The 21,621-nt window shown below is 72.7% G+C and carries 23 protein-coding genes; 8 read left to right on the forward strand and 15 right to left on the reverse strand.

What is annotated here, in order from left to right:
• Window positions 1-147 precede the first annotated feature (147 nt).
• Window positions 148-1,077, reverse strand: a complete 930-nt coding sequence (locus ACFCY7_RS23595) for a hypothetical protein (RefSeq protein WP_376488020.1) — start codon at window positions 1,075-1,077, stop codon at window positions 148-150.
• A gap of 79 nt (window positions 1,078-1,156) precedes the next feature.
• On the opposite strand from ACFCY7_RS23595, the gene ACFCY7_RS23600 reads away from it, so the two are divergent.
• Together ACFCY7_RS23600 and ACFCY7_RS23605 are read left to right on the forward strand one after the other, a co-directional pair.
• Window positions 1,157-1,351, forward strand: a complete 195-nt coding sequence (locus tag ACFCY7_RS23600) for a DUF3046 domain-containing protein (protein WP_030692366.1) — start codon at window positions 1,157-1,159, stop codon at window positions 1,349-1,351.
• 403 nt (window positions 1,352-1,754) lie between these two features.
• Window positions 1,755-2,885 (forward strand): AI-2E family transporter, encoded by a 1,131-nt coding sequence (locus ACFCY7_RS23605; RefSeq protein ID WP_376488038.1) that lies wholly within the window; start codon window positions 1,755-1,757, stop codon window positions 2,883-2,885.
• A gap of 118 nt (window positions 2,886-3,003) precedes the next feature.
• On the opposite strand, the gene ACFCY7_RS23610 is transcribed toward ACFCY7_RS23605, so the two are convergent.
• From ACFCY7_RS23610 to ACFCY7_RS23625, 4 genes are all read right to left on the reverse strand, one after another.
• Window positions 3,004-3,783, reverse strand: a complete 780-nt coding sequence (locus ACFCY7_RS23610; protein ID WP_376488021.1) for a cytochrome d ubiquinol oxidase subunit II — start codon at window positions 3,781-3,783, stop codon at window positions 3,004-3,006.
• A gap of 39 nt (window positions 3,784-3,822) precedes the next feature.
• Window positions 3,823-5,133 carry a cytochrome ubiquinol oxidase subunit I gene (locus ACFCY7_RS23615; RefSeq protein WP_376488022.1) on the reverse strand — a complete coding sequence of 437 codons (1,311 nt, stop codon included), beginning with the start codon at window positions 5,131-5,133 and terminating at the stop codon, window positions 3,823-3,825.
• A gap of 190 nt (window positions 5,134-5,323) precedes the next feature.
• Window positions 5,324-5,992 (reverse strand): response regulator, encoded by a 669-nt coding sequence (locus tag ACFCY7_RS23620; protein ID WP_367825962.1) that lies wholly within the window; start codon window positions 5,990-5,992, stop codon window positions 5,324-5,326.
• Window positions 5,989-7,338 carry a sensor histidine kinase gene (locus ACFCY7_RS23625; RefSeq protein WP_376488023.1) on the reverse strand — a complete coding sequence of 450 codons (1,350 nt, stop codon included), beginning with the start codon at window positions 7,336-7,338 and terminating at the stop codon, window positions 5,989-5,991. The genes ACFCY7_RS23620 and ACFCY7_RS23625 overlap by 4 nt, the downstream gene beginning before the upstream one ends.
• Window positions 7,339-7,518: 180 nt before the next feature.
• On the opposite strand from ACFCY7_RS23625, the gene ACFCY7_RS23630 reads away from it, so the two are divergent.
• Both ACFCY7_RS23630 and ACFCY7_RS23635 read left to right on the forward strand, forming a co-directional pair.
• Window positions 7,519-8,388 (forward strand): alpha/beta fold hydrolase, encoded by an 870-nt coding sequence (locus ACFCY7_RS23630; protein WP_376488024.1) that lies wholly within the window; start codon window positions 7,519-7,521, stop codon window positions 8,386-8,388.
• A 146-nt stretch (window positions 8,389-8,534) separates the two neighbouring features.
• Window positions 8,535-8,873, forward strand: coding sequence for a lysine transporter LysE (locus ACFCY7_RS23635; protein WP_376488025.1), 339 nt, complete (start codon window positions 8,535-8,537; stop codon window positions 8,871-8,873).
• Here the strand turns inward: ACFCY7_RS23635 and ACFCY7_RS23640 are convergent, their stop codons facing one another.
• Complete coding sequence (locus tag ACFCY7_RS23640) at window positions 8,874-9,284, reverse strand: hypothetical protein (RefSeq protein WP_376488026.1); 411 nt, start codon at window positions 9,282-9,284, stop codon at window positions 8,874-8,876. It lies immediately after the preceding gene.
• A 302-nt stretch (window positions 9,285-9,586) separates the two neighbouring features.
• Here ACFCY7_RS23640 and recA point away from each other — a divergent pair, with 302 nt between their 5' ends.
• A complete protein-coding gene (recA, locus tag ACFCY7_RS23645; RefSeq protein WP_376488027.1) occupies window positions 9,587-10,720 on the forward strand; it encodes a recombinase RecA in 1,134 nt (377 codons plus the stop codon).
• Between the two features lie 4 nt (window positions 10,721-10,724).
• Window positions 10,725-11,291: a recombination regulator RecX gene (gene recX, locus ACFCY7_RS23650; RefSeq protein WP_376488028.1), complete on the forward strand. Its 567-nt coding sequence runs from the start codon at window positions 10,725-10,727 to the stop codon at window positions 11,289-11,291.
• Between the two features lie 236 nt (window positions 11,292-11,527).
• Here recX and ACFCY7_RS23655 read toward each other — a convergent pair whose 3' ends face one another.
• The 8 genes from ACFCY7_RS23655 to ACFCY7_RS23690 all read right to left on the reverse strand — a co-directional run bounded on the left by ACFCY7_RS23655 (window position 11,528) and on the right by ACFCY7_RS23690 (window position 18,081).
• Window positions 11,528-11,953, reverse strand: coding sequence for a rhodanese-like domain-containing protein (locus ACFCY7_RS23655; protein ID WP_017237757.1), 426 nt, complete (start codon window positions 11,951-11,953; stop codon window positions 11,528-11,530).
• 92 nt (window positions 11,954-12,045) lie between these two features.
• Window positions 12,046-12,648, reverse strand: coding sequence for a cysteine dioxygenase (locus ACFCY7_RS23660; protein ID WP_376488029.1), 603 nt, complete (start codon window positions 12,646-12,648; stop codon window positions 12,046-12,048).
• 104 nt (window positions 12,649-12,752) lie between these two features.
• Entirely contained in the window at window positions 12,753-12,839 is an 87-nt protein-coding gene (locus ACFCY7_RS23665; protein WP_315986099.1) for a putative leader peptide, read from the reverse strand.
• Between the two features lie 32 nt (window positions 12,840-12,871).
• Entirely contained in the window at window positions 12,872-14,545 is a 1,674-nt protein-coding gene (locus ACFCY7_RS23670; protein WP_376488030.1) for an FAD-dependent monooxygenase, read from the reverse strand.
• Window positions 14,546-14,737: 192 nt separating this feature from the next.
• Window positions 14,738-15,628 carry an amino acid ABC transporter permease gene (locus ACFCY7_RS23675; protein ID WP_376488031.1) on the reverse strand — a complete coding sequence of 297 codons (891 nt, stop codon included), beginning with the start codon at window positions 15,626-15,628 and terminating at the stop codon, window positions 14,738-14,740.
• Entirely contained in the window at window positions 15,625-16,299 is a 675-nt protein-coding gene (locus ACFCY7_RS23680; protein ID WP_376488032.1) for an amino acid ABC transporter permease, read from the reverse strand. The genes ACFCY7_RS23675 and ACFCY7_RS23680 overlap by 4 nt, the downstream gene beginning before the upstream one ends.
• Before the next feature lie 120 nt (window positions 16,300-16,419).
• Window positions 16,420-17,241 carry a glutamate ABC transporter substrate-binding protein gene (locus tag ACFCY7_RS23685; protein WP_376488033.1) on the reverse strand — a complete coding sequence of 274 codons (822 nt, stop codon included), beginning with the start codon at window positions 17,239-17,241 and terminating at the stop codon, window positions 16,420-16,422.
• Window positions 17,242-17,295: 54 nt separating this feature from the next.
• The gene (locus tag ACFCY7_RS23690) at window positions 17,296-18,081 is read right to left on the reverse strand and encodes an amino acid ABC transporter ATP-binding protein (RefSeq protein WP_376488034.1); all 786 of its coding nucleotides are present in this window, start codon (window positions 18,079-18,081) and stop codon (window positions 17,296-17,298) included.
• Between the two features lie 273 nt (window positions 18,082-18,354).
• Between ACFCY7_RS23690 and ACFCY7_RS23695 the strand changes: the two genes are divergently transcribed.
• Together ACFCY7_RS23695 and ACFCY7_RS23700 are read left to right on the forward strand one after the other, a co-directional pair.
• On the forward strand, window positions 18,355-19,068 hold the full coding sequence (locus tag ACFCY7_RS23695) for a response regulator transcription factor (protein WP_376488035.1): 714 nt from the start codon (window positions 18,355-18,357) through the stop codon (window positions 19,066-19,068).
• Between the two features lie 19 nt (window positions 19,069-19,087).
• A complete protein-coding gene (locus ACFCY7_RS23700) occupies window positions 19,088-20,503 on the forward strand; it encodes an ATP-binding protein (RefSeq protein WP_376488036.1) in 1,416 nt (471 codons plus the stop codon).
• A 24-nt stretch (window positions 20,504-20,527) separates the two neighbouring features.
• Here the strand turns inward: ACFCY7_RS23700 and ACFCY7_RS23705 are convergent, their stop codons facing one another.
• Window positions 20,528-21,526: a TAXI family TRAP transporter solute-binding subunit gene (locus tag ACFCY7_RS23705; RefSeq protein ID WP_376488037.1), complete on the reverse strand. Its 999-nt coding sequence runs from the start codon at window positions 21,524-21,526 to the stop codon at window positions 20,528-20,530.
• Window positions 21,527-21,621: the final 95 nt, after the last annotated feature.

Consider the following 21,621-nt stretch of genomic DNA (forward strand, 5'->3'; position numbering starts at 1 on the left):
CGCACCCGCGCCCCGGTCCCGTACGGCCCCCACGTCCCGGGTCCGTACGCCCTCCGCGGTCGCGGGCGCCGTACGGCATCCGCGACCGGCTCCGTACGGCGCCCGACCCCCCTGTCCTGTACGGCGCTCCCCGCGCCGCCCCACCCGTCAGTCGATGGAGCGTCCGTGGGCGCGGAGGGTGCGGAGTGCCTCGACCGTGACGATCGGGCGCCATTCCAGGGCGGTGCCGGGGGCCCAGGCGCGCCAGCGGATCGGCCAGCCGCCGTCCTCCTGCTGGTCGGCCGTGAGCTGGTCGAGGGAGCGGGACATCTCCTCGTCCGTGAACCAGTGCGCGGCGAGCGAGTCCGGCACGCGCGCGTAGTCGTGCGGGAAGTGGTGCTCGCCGGGCGCGTACCCGTCCGGGATCGGGTAGTCGTCCGGCCGGTCCGGGTCGAGGACGGCGAGCCCCTGTTCGCGGACGAGCCGGCCGAGCCGGTCGGCGGCGGCCTGCGCGCGTGAGCGGTCGGGGGCGCCGTCGAGGAAGGCGACGGCGGCCTGGATCTCGTACGGATGCGACTTCTCGAGCGACTCGACGGCCGTCCAGCAGAACTCGGTGGCCCGGAACAGCCAGGCGTGCCAGACCTGGTTGCGGTGCAGCAGCCCGACCACGGGGCCGGTCGAGAGCAGGGAGCTCGGCGGGGAGTCGATGATCGGGACGAACGGCGCCGAGGGGTAGCCGCGCTGGGACGGGTGGATCGCCGGGAGTGCGCCCTCGTGCGTCGACACGTCCGTGAGGTAGCGGCAGATCCGTTCCACGCGCAGTCCGCCGCAGCGGCCGATGGAGTCCAGGACCCGCAGCGCGTGCGCGGTGTGGAGGGGCTGGCTGACCGGTCCGCGGAGGTCGGGTTCGAGCGCGTGGCCGTAACCGCCGTCCTCGTTGAGGTAGGCGACGAGGGCCGTCTCGACCTGATCCGGGCCTCCGCCCAGGAAGTGGTAGGCGAACCGGCGCTGTTCGAGGACCCGCGCCGTCAGCCAGACGAAACGCTCGGCGCGGGCCAGGGGGGTCGAGGGTGGGGAGGAGAGGGGTTTTTCGGCCATGCTCCGACCGTAGGGCGGAAAGTCGCGGTGACAAGGCCTGAGGCGCGGGCTGCACTCTTGGGAGCGGGATACTGGGGTCATGCGGTTGACGATTTTCTGGGAACGAATGGCGGACCACTTCGGTGCGTCCTACGCCGAGTCCTTCGCGCGTGACCATGTGATGGCCGAGCTCGGCGGGCGGACGGTGCGGGACGCGCTGGACGCCGGGTGGGAGGCGAAGGACGTGTGGCGGGCGGTCTGCGCGGCCGTCGACGTGCCGGCCGACAAGCGGTGACGGATCGGCGACCCACCGGCCGACCAGTGGCGACGGGCCTGCGGCGTGCCGGCCGGCGGACGGCGAACGGCCGGCCAACGGCCGGGTGACAAGCGGTGATGTGCGGGGCCCCGGGTGGAATGTCCGCGAGGTGCGCGAGACTGGCGTGGTGGCCCCGACTGACGACACCGGCAAGACAGACCCCACCGACCCGACCGAACCGACGCCCCCGGCCGACGCGAAGCCCCCGGCCGACCGGACGGCTCCCGCTTCCGCGGACCTGATCGCCGGTGCCCGCGGAGGGACCGGCGGGGAGAGCGAGAGAGGCGCCCTGGCGCCGTCCGCGCCCGGGACCGCCTCCGGGACCGCCTCGGGGACCGCCTCCGGGACCGTGGCGACGGCGCCCGCGCCCCCGGCGGCGCGGATGCCGCGCTGGCTGCCGAGAGCCATGGTCCTGGCGCTCGCGCTCTACTCCTGCTTCCTGCTGGGCAACTGGGCCTTCCACCAGCTCGTCGGCCTCCTCGTCAACATCCTGCTCGCCTTCTTCCTCGCCCTCGCCATAGAGCCGGCGGTCGGGCGCATGGCGGCGCGCGGGATGCGCAGGGGGCTCGCCACCTTCCTGGTCTTCTTCGTCGTCCTGATCTTCAGCGTCGGCTTCGTCGTCCTGCTCGGGTCGATGCTCGCCGGCCAGATCGTCGACATGGTCGAGAACTTCCCCAAGTACCTCGACTCCCTGATCAACTGGATCAACCAGAACTTCCACACGGACCTCTCGCGGGTCGAGGTCCAGGACAGCGTCCTGAGCTCCGACTGGCTGCAGAAGTACGTGCAGAACAGCGCGTCGGGAGTCCTCGACGTCTCCGCCACCGTCCTCGGCGGCCTGTTCCGGCTGCTGACGATCTTCCTGTTCTCGTTCTACTTCGCGGCCGACGGACCCCGGCTGCGGCGCTCCCTCTGCTCCGTCCTGCCGCCGGCCCGCCAGACCGAGGTGCTGCGGGCCTGGGAGATCGCGGTCGACAAGACCGGCGGCTACCTCTACTCGCGCGGCCTGATGGCCCTCATCTCGGGCATCGCGCACTTCGTGCTCTTCGAGATCCTCGGCGTGCCGTACGCCCCCGCGCTCGCCGTGTGGGTCGGTCTGGTCTCGCAGTTCATCCCGACGATCGGCACCTACCTGGCCGGCGCGCTGCCGATGCTGATCGCCTTCACGGTCAACCCCTGGTACGCGCTGTGGGTGCTCTGCTTCGTCGTGATCTACCAGCAGTTCGAGAACTACGTGCTCCAGCCGAAGCTGACCTCCAAGACCGTGGACATCCACCCGGCGGTCGCCTTCGGCTCGGTCATCGCGGGCACGGCGCTGCTCGGCGCCGTCGGCGCGCTGATCGCCATCCCGGCCGTCGCCACCCTGCAGGCCTTCCTCGGCGCGTACGTGAAGCGGTACGACGTCACCGACGACCCGCGCGTCCACGGCCACCGCAGGTACGGCGAGGCGGTGGTGGCACGGCTCCAGAAGGCCCTGCACCACAAGAAGGAGTCCACGCCCGACGAGTCCTGACCCCGGACCCCGGACCCCGGACCCCTGACGGCCCCGGCAGACCCCGGACGGACCGCTGACCCCGGACCGCAGCACGTCGGCCGCAGACCGCACCCCCCGCGCGCGCGGGGTCATGGGGTCACAGGTACGAGGGGCGGGTCACCCGGTGCCGGAAGGCGTGCCAGGTCCAGGCCTGGGCGGCCACCAGGAGCGGGGTGACGACGAGCAGCGCGGGCACGAGCAGGCCGAGCGTGGTCGGGGCGGCGGCCCGCCCGGCCAGCGGGAGCGCGGTTCCCGCGCCGAGCGGCAGTCCGGCGAGCAGGACAGCGGTCAGCGCGAAGGACTGCCACGGGCGCCCGGCGCGTCCGACGAGCCTGCGGGCGCGCTCGTACGGCGGTCCCGTGAGCCGGAGCGCGGCGAAGCCGAGCCCGTGCGCGGCGAACAGCGCGGCCACGGCGAGGGCGGTGAGGACGGCCGTGAAGCCGGTCGCCGGCGCGTACGGCCGTCCGGTGAGCAGGGCCGCGAGCAGCCACCCCCAGGACAGCGCCACGGTCCAGCTGCCGCACGTCACGGCGGTGTCGCAGCCCGCGCGCCAGCGGCGTCCCGGGCCCCGGCCGCGTGACCACAGCCCCGTGTCCCGCACGATCCAGCCGGTCAGGAGGGTCACGAGGACCGGGAACTGGCCGCTCAGGAGCTCCCCTTCGAGGGCGGGGAAGCAGCCGACGAGGACGCCGGCGGTGGCGACCAGCCAGACCTCGTTGCCCAGGAAGAAGGGGGCGAAGGAGGCGAGGACGAGGCGCCGCTCGCGGTCGTCGCGGCCGAGCCAGGGGATGAGCATGCCGGTGCCGACGTCCGACCCGGCGAGCACGAACCAGCCCGCGGCGAAGAAGGCGAGCAGGGCGATGGCCAGGGGCTCCACGGGGTCTCCTCGGATGGTGCTCGGTGGTGCGGGACGGCGTCAGTAGCGGGGGGCGGGCAGGGTGTCGGCCGGGTCGTGCGCCGTCCCGTCCGCCGTCCCGTCCGCCGCGTCGGGCCGCTCGTCGTGGCCGAGGCCGGACTCGACGGGGCCGCGGCGGGCGTGCCGGGTGAGGAGCCAGGCGTTGAGCGCGGCGAGCAGGACGAAGACGGTGGTGAACACGGCGAGGGAGAGGCGCATGGTGCCGGGGGAGAGGTCCGAGACCGCGTCCTCCGTCCTGAGCAGCCCGTAGACCACCCAGGGCTGCCGCCCCGCCTCCCGGAAGACCCAGCCGCCGATCATGGCCAGATACGGCAGCGGTACGGCTGCCATCAGGACGAGATGCCACAGCCGGAACCGGAAGACGACCTTCTTGAAGCAGGCCAGGATCACCCCGGCGAAGCACAGGTACATCATCAGGGCGAAGCTGATCAGCATCACGAGACCGCCGCCCCGGGTCCACGCCTCCGACGGCACGTAGTCGCCCGGCCCGAAGCGGTCCGTCAGCTCCGCCTGCAGCCGCGCGATCTCGGCCGCCTTCCCGCTGAAGACGGCCGACTTCATCGGCTGGAAGGTGGCGAGGACGCCGAACTGGAGCCCGCCGAACACCGCCGCCGCCATCAGCGCCGGCGCCGACAGGAACACTCCGATCCGCAGGCTGCGGCCGAAGAACTCCCACTCGGGGGTGCGCCGGAACAGGTGGTACGCGCTCACCCCGGCCATGAAGAACCCGGCGGTGAGCAGCGCGCCCGCCAGGACGTGCCCGAAGGCGAGGAGCGCGGACGGGTTGGTCAGGACCGCGACCGGGTCGTCGAGGACCAGCTCGCCGTTCTCGGGGCCGTACCCCACCGGGTGGTTGAGGAAGCCGTTCGAAACGAGGATCCAGTACGCCGAGAGGTAGGCGGTCAGGACGACGACCCAGATCACGGCCAGGTGGGCCCAGCGGTTGAGCCGGTTCCAGCCGAAGATCCACAGGCCGAGGAAGGTCGACTCGACGAAGAACGCCACGATCGTCTCGACGGCCAGCGAGGCGCCCAGGACGTTGCCCGCCTCGTGGGTGAGCCCGCTCCAGGCCATGCCGAACTGGAACTCCATCACGAGGCCGGTGACGATGCCGACCGCGTAGTTGATGACGTACAGCTGGCCCCAGAAGCGCACCATGCGCGCGTGGAGCGGCTTCCGGCTCAGCGTGGCCCTGGTCTGGAGCACGGCCACGACCGTCGCGAGCCCCAGCGTGAGGGCGACGAAGAGGAAGTGGCCGCCCGCGGTGAGGGCGAACTGCAGCCGCGCGAGATCGAGTACGTCCTGATTCACCCAATCAGCGTGGGCGCACGGTCGGGCGCCCGGCGTCACCCCGGGGAGGACACCGGGCGTACCCCGCCGGTTGTCCCGCCCCACGCGCGCGTACCCCGTGAGTCGTGAGCGCCGGGTCGCGTCCCCTAGGGGGCCGTGTCCGGCCGGTCCGGCCGGTCGGGCCGGGAGGGGCGTCGGGGCGCCGGGGAGGTCAGGCCAGCCAGCCGGGGGTGATCATGCCGGACTCGTACGCCAGGATCACCAGCTGGGCCCGGTCGCGGACGGCCAGTTTGGTCATGATGCGGCTGACGTGGGTCTTGGCGGTGGCGGGGGAGAGGACGAGCCGGCCGGCGATCTCGTCGTTGGAGAGGCCCGCCCCGACGAGGCCGAGGACTTCGCGCTCCCGCTCCGTCAGGGCGTTCAGCCGGGGGCTCGGGTCCGGCTGCCGCCCGACGAGCCCGGCGAACTCGGCGATCAGGCGGCGGGTCACGGCCGGGGCGATCAGGGCGTCGCCGCGCGCCACCACCCGTACCGCGTGCAGCAGTTCCATCGGCTCGGTGTCCTTGACGAGGAACCCCGACGCGCCGGCGCGCAGCGCCCCGTACACGTGGTCGTCCGCGTCGAACGTGGTCAGGATGACCACCCGGACCCCTTCGAGGCGTGCGTCGGCGGTGATGCGGCGCGTGGCTTCGAGCCCGTCGAGGACCGGCATGCGGATGTCCATCAGGACCACGTCGGGGCGCAGTTCACGGGCGAGCCCGATCGCCTGCTCCCCGTCGCCCGCCTCGCCGACGACCTCGATGTCCTCCTCGTCCGACAGGATCGACCGGAAGCCGGCCCGGACCAGGGTCTGGTCGTCGGCGAGCACGACGCGGATCATCGGGGGTCCCCTTCGGAGGCGGCGGGTGGTGCGGCGGGCGGGGTGCCCGGCGGCTCGTGGGAGGAGGGCCGGGGCTCGGCTGTTCCCGGTGGGGTCGGCGGCCGGGGCTCTGCTGTTCTCGGTGGGGTCGGCCCAGGCTCGGTCGTTTCCGGTGGAGTCAGCGGCAGGCGGGCGTCGACGACGAAGCCGCCGCCGTCGGCGTTCCCGGCGGTGAGGTCCCCGCCGAACGCGCGGGCCCGCTCGGCCATGCCCCGGATGCCGCTGCCCAGCGGTCGGCCCTCGGGTGCGCCCGCGCCGTCGTCGGCGATCCGCAGGCGCACCGCGTCCGGGCCCCAGTCGAGGGTGACGCGCACGGTCCCCGCGCCCGCGTGGCGGGTGACGTTCGTCAGCGACTCCTGCACGATCCGGTACGCGGCGAGGTCGACGGGCGGCGGCAGCGGTACGGGGGTGCCGGTGGAACTCGTACGGACGTCGAGGCCGGCCGCGCGGGCGCGTGCGACCAGGTCGCCGAGGAGCGAGAGCCCGGAGGACGCCGGGGCGGTCGGGGTGGCCTCGTCGGCCCGGCGCAGCATCCCGAGGGTCGCCCGGAGCTCGCGCAGCGCGTCCTTGCTGGTGGCCCTCACGGCTTCCAGGGCCTCGGTCGCGGTGGCGAGCCCGGCCTCGGGCGCCGGGCCCTTGCCGAGCCGGTGCAGCGCGGCACCGGACTGGACGTTGATCAGCGAGATGCTGTGGCCCAGCACGTCGTGCACCTCCCGGGCGATCCGCAGCCGCTCCTCGGTGGCGCTCTGCCGCGCCCGCGCCTCCTGCTCCCGCTCGGCGGCGAGTGCGCGCTGCTCCACCTCGTGCAGGTAGGCGATGCGGGTGCGCTGGGCCCGGCCCACGGCGACGAGGCTGATCAGCCAGCCCGCCAGCATGGCGAGCGAGGTGTCGTCGATCTGCCGGTGCCCGGGCTGCTGCCGGATCTCGCCGAGCCCCACCGCCAGCAGCGTGACCGCGGCGAGCGCGACGGCGGCCGCGAACCGGCCCTCGGCGGCGGTCGTGTAGAGCGCGAGCGCGAAGGCGATCATGAGCGGGCCGTCCTGGGCGGACAGCGGGTAGTAGACGACGCAGGCGAGCAGCGTGACGACCGCGACGGCGACGGGCTGTCGCCGCCGGAAGTACAAGGCCCCGCAGCCGACCAGGATCAGCGCCCAGCCGAGCACCGTACGGAGCGCCGGCTCGCTCGCGTACCGCGCCGAGACGAGCGTCCACACCGCCACGACGAGCAGCACGACACCCGCCACGAGCGCGTCTGCGGTCCGCGGGGACGGGCGGCCGCCGCCGGGGGCGCGGAGGGGGAGGGGCATGCGTCGAAGGATAGGCGGCGGGCGGCGGTTCGGCCCCGGGACCGGCCAAGGAGGAGCGAGGGACGGGAGTCGGGTGTGGGGGCGGCGGTCGTTGCCGGTGTGGAGGGAGGCCAGTAGCGTCGTGGCGCCGGAGTGGCGACGACGCCCGGGTACGGCCGGGCGCCAGGGGACGGGGGCGGAATGGCCGAGTACGACGTGGTCGAGAGCGACGTGGAACTGGCCGACGGGAGCGGGCTGCACGTCTACGACACCGGGGACGGCGGCTCGGGCGACGGACTCGTCGTCTTCTGGCACCACGGAACACCGAACGTCGGCTCCCCTCCCGAGCCCCTGTTCCCCGCCGCCACCCGGCACGGGATCCGCTGGGTCTCGTACGACCGCCCCGGATACGGCGGTTCCAGCCCCCGTCCGGGACGGGACGTCGCCTCGGCCGCCGCCGACGTGCGGGCCGTCGCCGACGCGCTGGGCATCGACCGGTTCGCGGTCATGGGGCACTCCGGCGGCGGCCCGCACGCGCTCGCGTGCGGAGCCCTGCTGCCCGAGCGGGTCCTCGGCGTGGTCGGCGTGTCCGGCCTGGCTCCGTACGGCGCCGAGGGGCTCGACTGGTTCGGGGGCATGACGCAGTCCGGCGTGACGGCCCTGCGCGCGGCGGCGGAAGGGCGGGCGGCGAAGGAGGCGTACGAGGCGACCGCCGCGTACGACCCGGAGATGTTCACCCCGGCCGACCACGAGGCGCTCGCCGGCGAGTGGTCCTGGTTCGGCGACGTCGTCGGTCCGGCCATGGCGTCGGGTCCCGGCGGGCTGATCGACGACGACCTGGCGTACGTCGCTCCGTGGGGCTTCGATCCCACCCGGATCGCCGCGCCGGTGCTCCTGCTGCACGGCGGCGAGGACCGCGTCGTGCCCGACTCGCACGCCCGCTGGGTGGCCGGCCGCTGCCCCACGGCGGAACTGCGGCAGAGCCCGGCCGACGGGCACGTCTCGGTGCTCCGGAGCGGCGGACCGGAGGCGCTGGAATGGCTCGCGGAGGTGGCGGGCACCGCTCGCTGAGGTCGCTCGGCGCCCCGCGCGAGGAGGACGCGGACGGGCCGCGGGAACGTCGGCGGGCACGGCCCTGGCAACCATTCCGGCCCCGCAGGGGTCCTCAGTGCCGGGGCCTGGGCGGGCCATGTGGTGGGTGAGGACGGGGGAACGCCGTGGGAATCCGACGGGCAGCGAAGGGCATCGGCGAGTTCCTGCTGGAGACGGTCGGGGAGGCCGTCGCGGACGTGGTCCTCACCCTGCTCGCCTGCGCTCTGCTCGCTTGCCTGGTTCTGATCGCCCACCTGAGCTGGTCCTTCAGCCCGCGCTTGACCGTCGCGGGCGCCGGACTGTTCGGTCTTTTCCTCGCCCACGGCGCCTGGAGGACCTTCCGCGATCCCACGAAGGGGCGCCGCCGCCGGGGCCTCGCTGCCGTGACCACGGCCGTCTTCACCCTGACCGCCTCGACGGGAGTGTTCCTGCTGCTTTACAGCACAGGATGCGACTGCCTGTGATCACGAGTAGTACGCGAGGTAGGAAGCAGATTGCTCGGCCGGCGAGAACTCGTCGAAGTACCCGGCACCCTCACAGTGCAGCAATCGCTTCAATGCCGCCTGGCTCTCCTGGGAAGAATGCCCTGAAAGGTATGTCTTGGTCTGTTCCAGCCCGCCGGCACAGAGGAGCTCGATGTCGATGGAGCGGTCGGCGTCCCAGCTGGCCGTCTTGGCGCTCCAGATCAGGAGGACGTCATCGAGGAGGGCGGCGAGGAACAACTGGACGCAGCACAGTTTCATCAGGATCGTGTTGCCGTACCCCTGGCTCTCGCGCTCGAGCCGGATCTGCTCGGCCAGAAGCGCGCGCACCTCGTCAAGGCCACGCCCGTCCGGCCGAAGGCCATGATGGGCCAGCCACTCCTCCTCGTCCACTCATCCTCCTTGCTCGTGTCCGCTCAACCTGCGATGGCGCGAACCTACGCGTGGGCGAACTCCGGCGGCAATCAGTGAAGGTTCGCTGACGCGGGACAGCGGTCGCGCACGGGGCCCGGGGTGTGCGTGGCGCGCTTGACACTGAAATCGAACATCCATTCTCATGGAAGTCCGGCCCTTGGGAGCACTGGGTTGTCGACGAGTTGTCCACAGGTCGGAGGGGACGTCGGGGCCCATTGTCAGTGGCAGGGGTTAGCGTCTTTCACATGAAGCGATCGACTCAAGCAAACCGGGTGGAACCCATGGCAGGAACCGACCGCGAGAAGGCGCTCGACGCCGCGCTCGCACAGATTGAACGCCAATTCGGCAAGGGCGCCGTGATGCGCATGGGTGACCGTACCCAGGAGCCGATCGAGGTGATCTCCACCGGATCGACCGCGCTCGACATCGCGCTCGGCGTCGGCGGCCTGCCGCGCGGCCGTGTCGTGGAGATCTACGGCCCGGAGTCCTCCGGTAAGACGACCCTCACCCTGCACGCCGTGGCCAACGCGCAGAAGGCCGGCGGCCAGGTCGCCTTCGTGGACGCCGAGCACGCCCTCGACCCCGAGTACGCCAAGAAGCTCGGCGTCGACATCGACAACCTCATCCTGTCCCAGCCGGACAACGGCGAGCAGGCCCTCGAGATCGTCGACATGCTGGTCCGCTCCGGCGCCCTCGACCTGATCGTCATCGACTCCGTCGCCGCGCTCGTCCCGCGTGCGGAGATCGAGGGCGAGATGGGCGACTCGCACGTGGGTCTGCAGGCCCGACTGATGAGCCAGGCCCTCCGGAAGATCACCAGCGCGCTCAACCAGTCCAAGACCACCGCGATCTTCATCAACCAGCTCCGCGAGAAGATCGGCGTCATGTTCGGCTCGCCGGAGACCACGACCGGTGGCCGCGCGCTGAAGTTCTACGCCTCGGTGCGTCTCGACATCCGCCGCATCGAGACCCTCAAGGACGGCACGGACGCGGTCGGCAACCGCACCCGCGTCAAGGTCGTCAAGAACAAGGTCGCGCCGCCCTTCAAGCAGGCCGAGTTCGACATCCTCTACGGCCAGGGCATCAGCCGCGAGGGCGGCCTGATCGACATGGGCGTGGAGCACGGCTTCGTGCGCAAGGCCGGTGCCTGGTACACGTACGAGGGCGACCAGCTCGGCCAGGGCAAGGAGAACGCCCGCAACTTCCTGAAGGACAACCCCGACCTCGCCGACGAGATCGAGAAGAAGATCAAGGAGAAGCTGGGCGTCGGCGTCCGGCCCGACGCCGCGAAGACCGAGGCGGCGGCGGACGCGGCGGGTGCCGCGGACACGGCCGGTGCGGACGACGCCAAGACCGTCCCCGCACCCGCGAGCAAGACCGCGAAGGCGACCAAGGCCACCGCGGTCAAGAGCTGAACCGGTGACCGGTCGCACCGAATGGCCGGGTGACAGCCCCGACTCGTCGAGGGCCGAGAAGGAGCTGTCACCCCAGGATCCGGCTGAGCGGGCGCGCGCGATCTGCCTGCGCCTGCTCACCGGGACCCCCCGCACGCGCAAGCAGCTCGCCGACGCGCTGCGCAAGCGGGAGATCCCCGACGAGGTGGCGGAGGAGATCCTCTCCCGCTTCGAGGACGTCGGGCTGATCGACGACGCCGCCTTCGCGGGAGCGTGGGTGGAGTCCCGGCACCACGGCCGGGGCCTCGCGCGCCGGGCCCTCGCCCGGGAGCTGCGCACCAAGGGCGTCGAGCCCACCCTCATCCAGGAGGCGGTGAGCCGGCTCGACTCCGAGCAGGAAGAGGCCACGGCGCGCGAGCTCGTCGACCGCAAGCTGCGCGCCACCCGCGGCCTCGACCGTGACCGGCGCCTGCGCCGACTCGCCGGAATGCTCGCCCGCAAGGGCTATCCCGAGGGCATGGCCCTCCGCGTCGTCCGCCAGGCCCTGGAGGCCGAGGGTGAGGACACGGACGGGCTGGACGAGTCCTTCTGACACGGGGGGACAGAAGGACTCGTCCGGGCCTGCGGGGGAGCCCGGCACGGGGGCGGACGCCGGGGCCGGGAAGGCGACGGGCAAGTCCCGTCGGCCCGGGGCGGGCGCCGGACGGCCGTGGCGGGTCGGCTTGTGGTCAGGTGCGGTCGGGATGGTCGGGACGGTCGTGTACGGCACGACGTCCGGTCGGGCTGAAACGCCCGACGGAGGCTGCCCGCGGCTCGGCCGGACTGTGGTCAGGCGCGGGTGGCCGGCAGGAGGACGGGGAGGCCGGCGGCTTTCCAGGCTTGGAAGCCGCCGATGAGGTCGGTTGCCCGGTGCAGGCCGAGGCGGCGTAGGGACTCGGCCGCGAGCGAGGAGGCGTAGCCCTCGTTGCAGAGGACGACCACCCGGAGGTCGTGGCTGTCCGCCTCCGCCGCGCGGTGGCTGCCCAGGGGGTCCAGCCGCCATTCCAGTTCGTTGCGCTCGACGATCAGCGCGCCCGGGATCAGGCCGTCGCGTTCCCGCAGGGCCGAGTAGCGCGTGTCGACCAGGAGCGCGTCGCCCGCCTCGTACGCCTGGTAGGCGTCGCGGGGTTCGATCCGGTCGAGGCCGGACCTGACCTGCTCCAGGAGTTCGTCGATGCCCACGCGGCCGTCGACCGCTCGTCCGTCGCCGCCCACGTGTCCCGTTCCCGTCCCCGCTCGTCCGTCGCCCACGTGTGCCGTCCCCGCTCGTCGCTCGTTCACCGCTCGGTCGACCGCCGTCTCGTCGCTCACTGCCAGTCCTCCGGGCGCTCGACCTGCTCGAGGCGGAGTACCGCGCCCGTCCTGCTGAACCGCCGGATCAGCGGGAGCGGCGGGTAGTACGCGTGCACCGAGACGGCGTGGGTGTCCTGGGACTCGTTGAGCACCTCGTGGACGTGGTGGCGGCCGAAGGCCCGGCCCCCGCCCTCCGCCAGTCGGCGGGAGCGGTCGAGGCCGTCGGCCAGTTCCAGGGTCTTCCAGCCGCTCGCGGGGAGGCGGACGGCGAGGGCGTTCTCGGTGAGCGTGCCGCGCGCGGTGGCGAAGGCGCCGAGCGATTCGGCGTGGTCGTGCCAGCCGGTGCCCGTGCCGGGCGGCCAGCCGATGAGCCAGGCCTCACTGCCGCCGGGTCCGTCGAGGCGCACCCAGGTGCGGCCCTCGGGGTCCAGCGGCAGCGAGTCGACGAGTTCCCGGTCGGCGGCCGTGCGGCGGACGAAGTCGAGCAGGTCGGCCGCCGAAGGCCCGGCGGGGGCCGCTGAGCCAGCAGCGGCAGCGGCAGCGGCAGCGGCAGCGGTGGCGGGGGAGTCGGGGGTGCCGGTGGTGGCGGGAGAGGGTGCGGAGGCGTGTGGGGACACGGGTGACCGTCCTGAGGTTCGCGAAGGGCGCGCGACGGCTCACGGCACCGCGGACAGGCCTGGTGGGCGTCGGCGGCGGGGCGCGCGCGGGGAGGGAGGCGAGTTCAGCAGGAGGGGCGACACACGCAGCCCGCGTAGCGGACGAGGTCCATGTGGACCCTCCGCCACAGGCGCGCATAGGTGTCGGTCACGTTCCGGAGTACACCATGCGCGCCCGCGGGAATCAATGCATGTCCGCCGTGCGGTCGTCGGCGGCGGCGACCGCGGCGGGCACCTCGGTGGGCGCGGCGGTGGGGGAGCCGCCGCGGGTCGCGTCCGCCGCCGCGTACAGCTCCTCGGGGAGGACCCCGGAGAAGGAGGCGGCGAGGTGGCCGTCGGGGCGGACGAGCAGGACGGCGTGGGCCGGGGCGCCCGGGTAGGCCTCCGTCACCAGGACCTCGGCCTTCGCCGGCAGGGCGCCGGCCGCTTCTTCGAGCCGGGGCATGACACCCGCGCTCCGCCAGTGGCGGCGGTCCCAGACCCCGGTGCCGGGTGCGACGAGGACGACCAGGAGCCGGCCCTGACCGAGCCGGTCCCGGAGCCGTACGGTCGTGCCGTCCGGGGCGGTCACGCGGACGTCCTCGACCGGGGCGCCCGGCGGGGTGCCGACCGGCGTCAGCCCGTCGGAGTGCGGGGGTGCGAGGGGGGAGTGCGGGTACGCGGGGGGCGCGCCGAGCGGGCCGCGCCCCACGTGCCCCTCGGTCAGCAGGGCGTCGTGCCCGCGCGTACCGCCGGGGAGGTACGTCCGCAGGCCGCCGCTGCCGCGGAGCGCGGGCAGCGACTGGTCCGCGGCGCGCAGCCGGGAGGCGACGGCCGTCCGCCGCTCGCTCTGGTAGCTGTCGAGGAGCCGGTCCGAGGCGCCGTGGTGCCAGGTGAGGGCGAGCTTCCAGGCGAGGTTGTCGACGTCGCGGAACCCCTCGTCGAGGCCCTGCGTGCCGACCGCGCCGAGCAGGTGGGCGGCGTCACCGGCGAGCAGGACCCGGTCGACCCGCCAGCGGCGGGCGAGCCGGTGGTGCAGGGTGTGGACGCCGGTGTCGATGAGTTCGTACGGGGGTGTCACCCCGTCGCACCAGCCGGCGAGGGTCTCGCGGATGCGGGCGACCAGCGCGTCCGGGGTGACCAGGTCGCCGCGGGGCGGGAGCAGCCAGTCGATCCGCCACACGCCGTCGGGCAGCGGGCGGGCGGTGATCTCGTCGGGGGCTCCGCGCCACGGCGGCTGGCGGTGCATCAGGGCCTCGCCGGGCCAGGGGAGTTCGGTGCGCAGGGCGGCGACCGCGTGCCGTTCCACCGCCGTGCGGCCCGGGAAGCGGATGCCGAGCAGCTTGCGCACGGTCGACCGGGCCCCGTCGCAGCCGACGAGGTGGCTGCCGCGCCACCAGGTGCCCTCGGGGCCGCGGGTGTGGGCGGTGACGCCGTCGGGGTCCTGCTCGATGGTGTCGAGCCGGGCCTCGGTGACGAGGCGGACCAGGGGCTCGCGGCCGATGGCGTCGCGCAGGCCGCGCGCGAGGGCGTGCTGGGGGATGTGCAGCGGGGCGGCCGGAGAGGCGGGCGCGTCCGGGTCCTCGGCCCATTCCTCCGTACCGCTGAGTCCCAGGTCGAGCGGGATCTGGCGGACGAGCCGGCCGCGGCGCATGCTGCGCCAGCCGACCCAGCGGACCCCCTCGTCACGGAGGGTGGTGCAACCCAGGCGTTCGACCATGGCGGCCATGTCGGCGCGCAGCAGGACGCTGCGGGCGGGGCGTGGCTCGTCCTTGCCGGAGCCCTCGTCGAGGACGATGCTGGGCACGCCCTGGGCGGCGAGCGCGAGGGAGAGCGCGAGGCCGACGGGCCCCGCGCCCACGATGATCACCGGGTCCACGGCGCGGCTCCTGTAGGCCGGACGGTCATGGGGGCAGCACAGTCGAGTGTGGCACGAGCCCGGTGGTTGATCACAGACCGTATGCAACCCACTGAGGGTGCTTGCGTCAAGCGACGGGGTGGGCGCGGTGCGGTCGACATCGAGTCAGTACCGCTCCGGCCCACCCCTGTTGCCCCGGGGACCCCATCGGAGTCAGGCGTCGCTGGCGGCCTTCGTCTTCGCCTCGGCGGCCGCGGCCTGGGCCGGGAGGGTCACCGCGGTGGACTTCCGGCCCTGCCGCAGGCGCCGTTCGAGGCGGCCCGCGAAGGTGGTGAGGGCGAAGTTGATGCCGATGTAGATGAGCGCGATGACCGTGAGCGTGGCGATCGTGTTGGCACCGTAGTTGGCGGTGATCTGCCGGTTCTGGCTGAGCAGCTCGGCGAAGCCGAGCAGGGCGCCGCCGAGCGCGGTGTCCTTGACGATGACGACGAGCTGGCTGACCAGGGCGGGCAGCATGACGGTCACGGCCTGCGGGAGCAGGACGTACAGCATGGTCTGGCCCTTGCGCATGCCGAGCGCGACGGCCGCGTCGCCCTGGCCGCGGGGCAGCGAGAGGACGCCGGCCCGGACGACCTCGGCGATCACCGAGGCGTTGTAGAGCACCAGGCCGGTGACGACCGCGTACAGCGGGCGGAAGTCGGAACTGACGGTCGTGAACTCCCGGTAGGCCTGGTTGGCGAACATCATCAGGAGCAGGACCGGGATGGCGCGGAAGAACTCCACGAGCGCCCCGACGGGCACCCGCACCCAGCGGTGGTCGGAGAGCCGGCCGATGCCGAGGGCGGCACCGAGGGGCAGCGCGATCACGATGGAGAGGGCGGCGGCCTTGAGGGTCTCGGTCAGGCCGGGCAGCAGGTACGTCGTCCAGACCTTGGAGTCGGTGACGAACGGGCTCCACTTGTTCGCGTCGAGCTGGTGTTTGTCGGCCAGGGCGGTGAGCACCCACCAGGCCGCCACGGCGAGGACCGCCAGGAAGACGACCGTGTAGAGGACGTTGCGCCGCTTGGCGCGCGGGCCGGGGGTGTCGTACAGGACGGAGCTCATCGCTTCACCGCCAGTCGCTTGGCCGCCCAGCCCAGGATCAGGCCGGTGGGGAGGGTGAGGACGATGAAGCCGAAGGCGAAGATCGCGAAGACGGCGAAGAGCGCGTCGGCCTCGTTCTCGATCATCGCCTTCATCAGGAACGCCGCGTCTGCGGCGCCGATCGCGGCCGCCACGGTGGTGTTCTTGGTGAGGGCGATCAGGACGTTGGCGAGGGGGGTCACGGCCGCCCGGAAGGCCTGCGGGAGGACCACCAGGGTGAGCACCTGGGTGAAGCTCAGGCCGAGGGCGCGGGCGGCTTCGGCCTGGCCCGGCGGGACGGTGTTGATGCCGGAGCGCAGCGCCTCGCAGACGAACGTGCCGGTGTACGCGATGAGGCCGAGGACGGCGAGCCGGAAGCCGATGTCCTCCGAGCGGTCCGCGCCGAGCGTGATGAGCAGGGTCTGGTTGAGGCCGAGGAGGCAGGCGACGAGGACCACCGTCAGCGGAGTGTTCCGGACGATGTTCACGTACGCGGTGCCGAAGGCGCGCATCAGCGGGACCGGGCTGACGCGCATGGAGACCAGGGCCGTGCCCCAGACCAGCGAGCCGATCGCCGAGTAGAGGGCGAGCTGCGCCGTCACCCAGAAGGCGCCGAGCAGGTCGTACTGCCCGGAATCAAGAAAGTCGAACACGATGCCCGCGCTCTCCCCTGGTGGTCGGTCGGTGGGACGGCCGGTGCGTGGGCAGCGGCCGGTGCCGGTGTGACGGCCGCCCCTCGCGGGCGGCGGCCGTCACGGCCGGAGCGGGTCAGGTCAGTTCTCGACCTTCGGCGCGGGCTCGTACTTGTAGCCGGAGGGGCCGAAGTGCTGCTTGACGAGCTTCTCCCAGGTGCCGTCGGAGACCATCTTCTCCAGCGCCTTGTTGATCTTGCCGCGCAGCTCGTCGTCGCCCTTCTTGACGCCGATGCCGTACTTCTCGTCGCTCATCCGGAGGCCGGCGAGCTTGAACTTGCCCTGGTGCTCCTTCTGCGAGGCGTAGCCCGCGAGGATGGAGTCGTCGGTGGTCAGGGCGTCGACGGCCTTGTTCTCCAGGCCGGTCAGGCACTCGGAGTAGCCGCCGAGCTGCTGGAGGTCGGCCTTCGGGGCGAGCTTCTCCTTGACGTTCTGCGCGGAGGTCGAGCCGGTGACCGAGCAGAGCTTCTTGGAGTTGAGGTCGTCGACCTTGGTGATCGAGCTGTCGTCGGCGCGCACGAGCAGGTCCTGGTGGGCCAGGAAGTAGGGACCGGCGAAGTCGACCTCCTTCTTGCGCTTGTCGTTGATCGAGTAGCTGGCGACGACGAACTTGACGTCACCGTTCTTGATCAGGTTCTCGCGCTCGGCGCTCGGCGCCTGCTTGAAGTTGATCTTGTCCTCGGCGTAGCCGAGCTCCTTGGCGACGTAGCGGGCGACGTCGACGTCGAAGCCGGCGTACGTGCCGTCCGGGGTCTTCAGGCCCAGGCCGGGCTGGTCGAACTTGATGCCGACGGTGATCTTGTCACCGTTGCTGCCCGAGTCGGAGCCGCCGCCACAGGCGGTGGCGGACAGCGCGAGGACGACGGCGGCCGCGGCGGCGGCGGAGGTGCGGCGAAGCTTCATCGAGGAATGTCCCTTGGTCTAGAAGTGAGTTGGGAAGGATAGGCCCGAACTCGCTCAGTGGTGAAGGATCTTGGAGAGGAAGTCCTTGGCCCGGTCGCTGCGCGGGTTGCTGAAGAACTCCTCGGGTGTCGCCTGCTCGACGATCTTCCCGTCGGCCATGAAGACGACCCGGTTGGCGGCCGAGCGCGCGAAGCCCATCTCGTGCGTGACGACCACCATCGTCATGCCGTCCCTGGCCAGCTGCTGCATGACCTCCAGCACCTCGTTGATCATCTCGGGGTCGAGCGCGGAGGTCGGCTCGTCGAAGAGCATGACCTTCGGGTCCATCGCGAGGGCGCGGGCGATGGCCACGCGCTGCTGCTGACCACCCGAGAGCTGCGCCGGGTACTTGTCCGCCTGGGTGCCGACGCCGACCCGGTCGAGCAGGGCGCGGGCCTTGGCCTCGGCGGCCTTCTTCTCCGTCCTGCGGACCTTGATCTGGCCCAGCATCACGTTCTCGAGCACCGTCTTGTGCGCGAAGAGGTTGAACGACTGGAAGACCATGCCGACGTCGGAGCGCAGGCGGGCGAGCTCCCTGCCCTCCGCCGGAAGCGCCTTGCCGTCGATGGTGATGGCGCCGGAGTCGATGCTCTCCAGCCGGTTGATCGTGCGGCACAGCGTCGACTTGCCGGACCCGGACGGCCCGATGACGACCACGACCTCGCCGCGCGCGATCGTCAGATCGATGTCCTGGAGGACATGCAGTGCGCCGAAGTGCTTGTTCACGTCGGACAGTACGACCAGGTCGTCCGCGGCGCGCGGGGTGTCCTCGGGACCCTTGGACACTGACTCTCCGCTCATCGGCCTCTTGCTCCGTCCTCCTCGGTTGGGGAGGACACTAGAGACCCGATGTGACGACCGTCATCACATCTGAGCGGAAATTGAGGATAACGATCCGGCTGCGACCGGGCACCGTACGTGAACACGGTGCCCCGGGCCGTACCGGCTGCATAACGGAAACGCCGCCGTCGCAGGGGGACACTTGACGGTGACACCCATGTTCGGTGTTCATGCCCTGGTACCACCTGGTACACAGAGAGCCGCCATCAACAGATCATCACGGAGGAGGTACGCATGCGACTGCTGCTCGTCGAGGACGACGACCACGTCGCCGCCGCCCTCTCCGCGATCCTCGCGAAGCACGGCTTCACGGTCACGCACGCCCGCAACGGCGAGGAGGCCCTGCAGGCCGTCCTGCCCACCGCACAGGGCGAGCGCCCCTCGTACGGGGTGATCCTGCTCGACCTCGGCCTGCCCGACCAGGACGGCTACCAGGTCTGCGGCCGCATCCGGAAGCTCACCACCACCCCGGTGATCATGGTCACCGCGCGCGCCGACGTGCGCTCCCGGATCCACGGGCTCAACCTCGGCGCCGACGACTACGTCGTCAAGCCCTACGACCCCGGCGAGCTCCTCGCCCGGATCCACGCCGTCAGCCGGCGCAACGCGGGTCCCGAGGAGACGGCCGGAGGCGGCGGAGCCGCCGACGGAACGCAGCTGCGCCTCGGCCCCGTCACCATCGAACTGCCCACCCGCCGGGTCAGCGTCGACGGCGAGAGCGTCCCGCTCACCCGCAAGGAGTTCGACCTGCTCGCCCTCCTCGCCCAGCGCCCCGGGGTCGTCTTCCGCCGCGAGCAGATCATCAGCGAGGTCTGGCGCACCAGTTGGGAGGGGACCGGCCGCACCCTGGAGGTGCACGTGGCCTCCCTGCGCTCCAAGCTGCGGATGCCCGCCCTGATCGAGACCGTGCGGGGCGTCGGCTACCGCCTCGTCGCCCCCGCCGCGTAACCCCCCGGACCCCCGACCCGTGCGCACCCGACTCCTCCCGCTCCTCATCATCCTGATGGCCGGAGTGCTCCTCGCCCTCGGATTCCCGCTCGCCGCCAGCCTCGCCGCCTCCGAGCAGCAGCGGGTCGTCGTCGACCGGCTCGACGACGCGGCCCGCTTCGCCGCGCTCGCCCAGTTCGTCAGGGAGAGCAGCCCCGGCACCGACGAGCGGCGCACCACCCTCAGTGGCGAACTCGCCAGCTACCACGACGTGTACGGCATCCGGGCCGGGATCTTCTACCGCGACAACCGCTCCATGGCCTCCGCGCCCGAGGACTGGACCGTCCCGGACGTGGGGGAGGGAAGGCGCGCCTTCAACGAGGCGCTCGTCGGCCGGCGCAGCCACGACCCGCCGCAGGTGTGGCCCTGGCAGGGGCACGCGCGGCTCACCATCGCCTCCCCGGTCGTCCGGGACGGCGACGTCGTCGCCGTCGTCGTCACCGACTCGCCCACCGGGCAGCTCCGGATGCGCATCCTGCGCGGCTGGCTCGTGATCTTCGCGGGGGAGTCCGCCGCGATGCTGCTCGCCGTCGGCGCCGCGTTCCGGCTCACCGGCTGGGTGCTGCGGCCGGTGCGCGTGCTGGACTCCGTCACCCACGACATCGCCACCGGGCGGATGAACTCCCGGGTCGCCGCCGCCGGCGGACCCCCCGAACTGCGGCGCCTCGCCCGCTCGTTCAACGAAATGGCCGACAACGTCGAGGACGCACTCGAACAGCAGCGGGCCTTCGTCGCCGACGCCTCCCACCAACTGCGCAACCCGCTGGCCGCACTGCTCCTGCGCATCGAGCTGCTCGCCCTGGAACTCCCCGAGGGCAACGAGGAGATCGCGTCCGTGCGGACCGAGGGCAAGCGCCTCGCCCAGGTCCTCGACGACCTCCTCGACCTGGCGCTCGCCGAGCACGCCGAAGCCGAGCTGCGGCTCACCGACGTCGGCGGGCTCACCGACGAGCGGGTCGCGTCCTGGCGGCCCGTCGCCGACGACAAGGGCGTCCTGCTCACCGGCGAGTGCGCGGCCCTCACGGCCTGGGCCGACCCCATCGCCCTGTCCAGCGCCCTCGACGCGGTGATCGACAACGCCCTGAAGTTCACCCCCGCCGGCGAGGAGGTCACCGTCTCCGTCGCCTTGTCCCCGGGCGGCGAGAGCGTCGACGTCGTCGTCGCCGACCGCGGCCCCGGCCTCACCGAGGACGAGCTGGCCCGGGTCGGCGACCGCTTCTGGCGCTCCGGCCGGCACCAGAACGTCAAGGGCTCCGGACTCGGCCTCTCCATCACGCGCGTCCTGCTCACGGCGGGCGGCGGCGGCATCGCCTTCGCCCCGAACGAGCCCCACGGCCTCCGGGTGACGGTCACCGTCCCCCGGCACGCCCCCGCCGACCGGGGCCGGGAGGCGTAGGCCGCTCCGGGGCGCCCCGGAAGGTCAGGGCTTCACCGAGCGGTAGTAGCGGCGGGCGCCCTCGTGGAGGGTCAGCGGCTCGGTGTACACGGCGGTGCGGAGGTCCACGAGCTGGGCGGGGTGGACCTGGGCGCCGATCCGGTCACGGCTCCGGATCACCGTACGGGTGAAGCCCTCGACCAGGTCCGCGTCCGCCTTGTCGGTGGTGACCAGGAGGTTCGCCACGGCCAGCGTCTCGATCGGCCGGCCGTCCTGCGCCTTCGCGTACGCGTCGGCCGGGATCACCGCCGACCGGTAGTGCCGGGTCGACGGGCCGACGTCGTGCAGCCGGTCCACCAGGCGGGAGTCCAGCGGGACCAGCCGGATCTGGAAGCGGGCGGCCAGGGACCGCACGGCGTCGGTGGGCAGGCCGCCCGACCAGAAGAAGGCGTCGAGCCGCCCCTTCGTCAGGAGGTCGGGCATCGTGTTGATGCCCGCCGCGACCGGCTCGATGTCGCTGATCGGCGCGATGCCCGCCGCCGCGAGCACCCGGTCGGCGATCAGCCGCACGCCGGACCCGTCCTGGCCGACGCCGACCCGGAGGCCCTTCAGGTCCCGTGCGGACCGCACGGGGGAGTCCTTGGGCACCACGAGCTGCACGTAGTCGTCGTAGAGCCGGGCGCAGCCGCGCAGCCGCTCGAAGCCGGGCCGGCGCTCCCGCTGGTACTGGGCGACCGCGTCGGCCGTGGCGATCGTGAAGTCGGCCTCGCCCGAAGCCACCCGGGCCAGGTTCTGCTGGGATCCCTCGCTGTCCGTGAGCCGTATCGACACCTCGGGCAGGTCCTGGGCCAAGGCCCCCTTGAGCAGCTCCCCGTACTGCTGGTAGACGCCGGTGGGCACACCCGTACTGAACGTGACCGAGCCGCTCGGCGTCGGCGACCCGAACGGGACCAGCCAGCACACCAGCACCCCGCACACCGCGAGCAGCGCGGCCGAGACCGCCAGGAGGCGGCGGCGGGCGGCACGGGAGAGCGAGGCGAACATGGGGGCGATCCTGCCAGCTCACCGCCGGTCCTGGCCAGGCTCGGCCGCGCCGGTCACGGTCTGCGAGGGGCCGCGCGGACCCGGCGAGGGGTCCG

It is taken from the genome of Streptomyces sp. NPDC056361, from assembly GCF_042262805.1.
Classification (GTDB): domain Bacteria; phylum Actinomycetota; class Actinomycetes; order Streptomycetales; family Streptomycetaceae; genus Streptomyces.

What these genes read in the sequence shown, in the direction of transcription:
- ACFCY7_RS23595 (WP_376488020.1), bottom strand. Translation starts at nt 1,077, where the DNA reads ATGGCCGAAAAACCCCTCTCCTCCCCACCCTCGACCCCCCTGGCCCGC.
- ACFCY7_RS23600 (WP_030692366.1), top strand. Translation starts at nt 1,157, where the DNA reads ATGCGGTTGACGATTTTCTGGGAACGAATGGCGGACCACTTCGGTGCG.
- ACFCY7_RS23605 (WP_376488038.1), top strand. Translation starts at nt 1,755, where the DNA reads ATGCCGCGCTGGCTGCCGAGAGCCATGGTCCTGGCGCTCGCGCTCTAC.
- ACFCY7_RS23620 (WP_367825962.1), bottom strand. Translation starts at nt 5,992, where the DNA reads ATGATCCGCGTCGTGCTCGCCGACGACCAGACCCTGGTCCGGGCCGGC.
- ACFCY7_RS23625 (WP_376488023.1), bottom strand. Translation starts at nt 7,338, where the DNA reads ATGCCCCTCCCCCTCCGCGCCCCCGGCGGCGGCCGCCCGTCCCCGCGG.
- ACFCY7_RS23630 (WP_376488024.1), top strand. Translation starts at nt 7,519, where the DNA reads ATGGCCGAGTACGACGTGGTCGAGAGCGACGTGGAACTGGCCGACGGG.
- recA (WP_376488027.1), top strand. Translation starts at nt 9,587, where the DNA reads ATGGCAGGAACCGACCGCGAGAAGGCGCTCGACGCCGCGCTCGCACAG.
- ACFCY7_RS23675 (WP_376488031.1), bottom strand. Translation starts at nt 15,628, where the DNA reads ATGAGCTCCGTCCTGTACGACACCCCCGGCCCGCGCGCCAAGCGGCGC.
- ACFCY7_RS23685 (WP_376488033.1), bottom strand. Translation starts at nt 17,241, where the DNA reads ATGAAGCTTCGCCGCACCTCCGCCGCCGCCGCGGCCGCCGTCGTCCTC.
- ACFCY7_RS23690 (WP_376488034.1), bottom strand. Translation starts at nt 18,081, where the DNA reads ATGAGCGGAGAGTCAGTGTCCAAGGGTCCCGAGGACACCCCGCGCGCC.
- ACFCY7_RS23695 (WP_376488035.1), top strand. Translation starts at nt 18,355, where the DNA reads ATGCGACTGCTGCTCGTCGAGGACGACGACCACGTCGCCGCCGCCCTC.
- ACFCY7_RS23705 (WP_376488037.1), bottom strand. Translation starts at nt 21,526, where the DNA reads ATGTTCGCCTCGCTCTCCCGTGCCGCCCGCCGCCGCCTCCTGGCGGTC.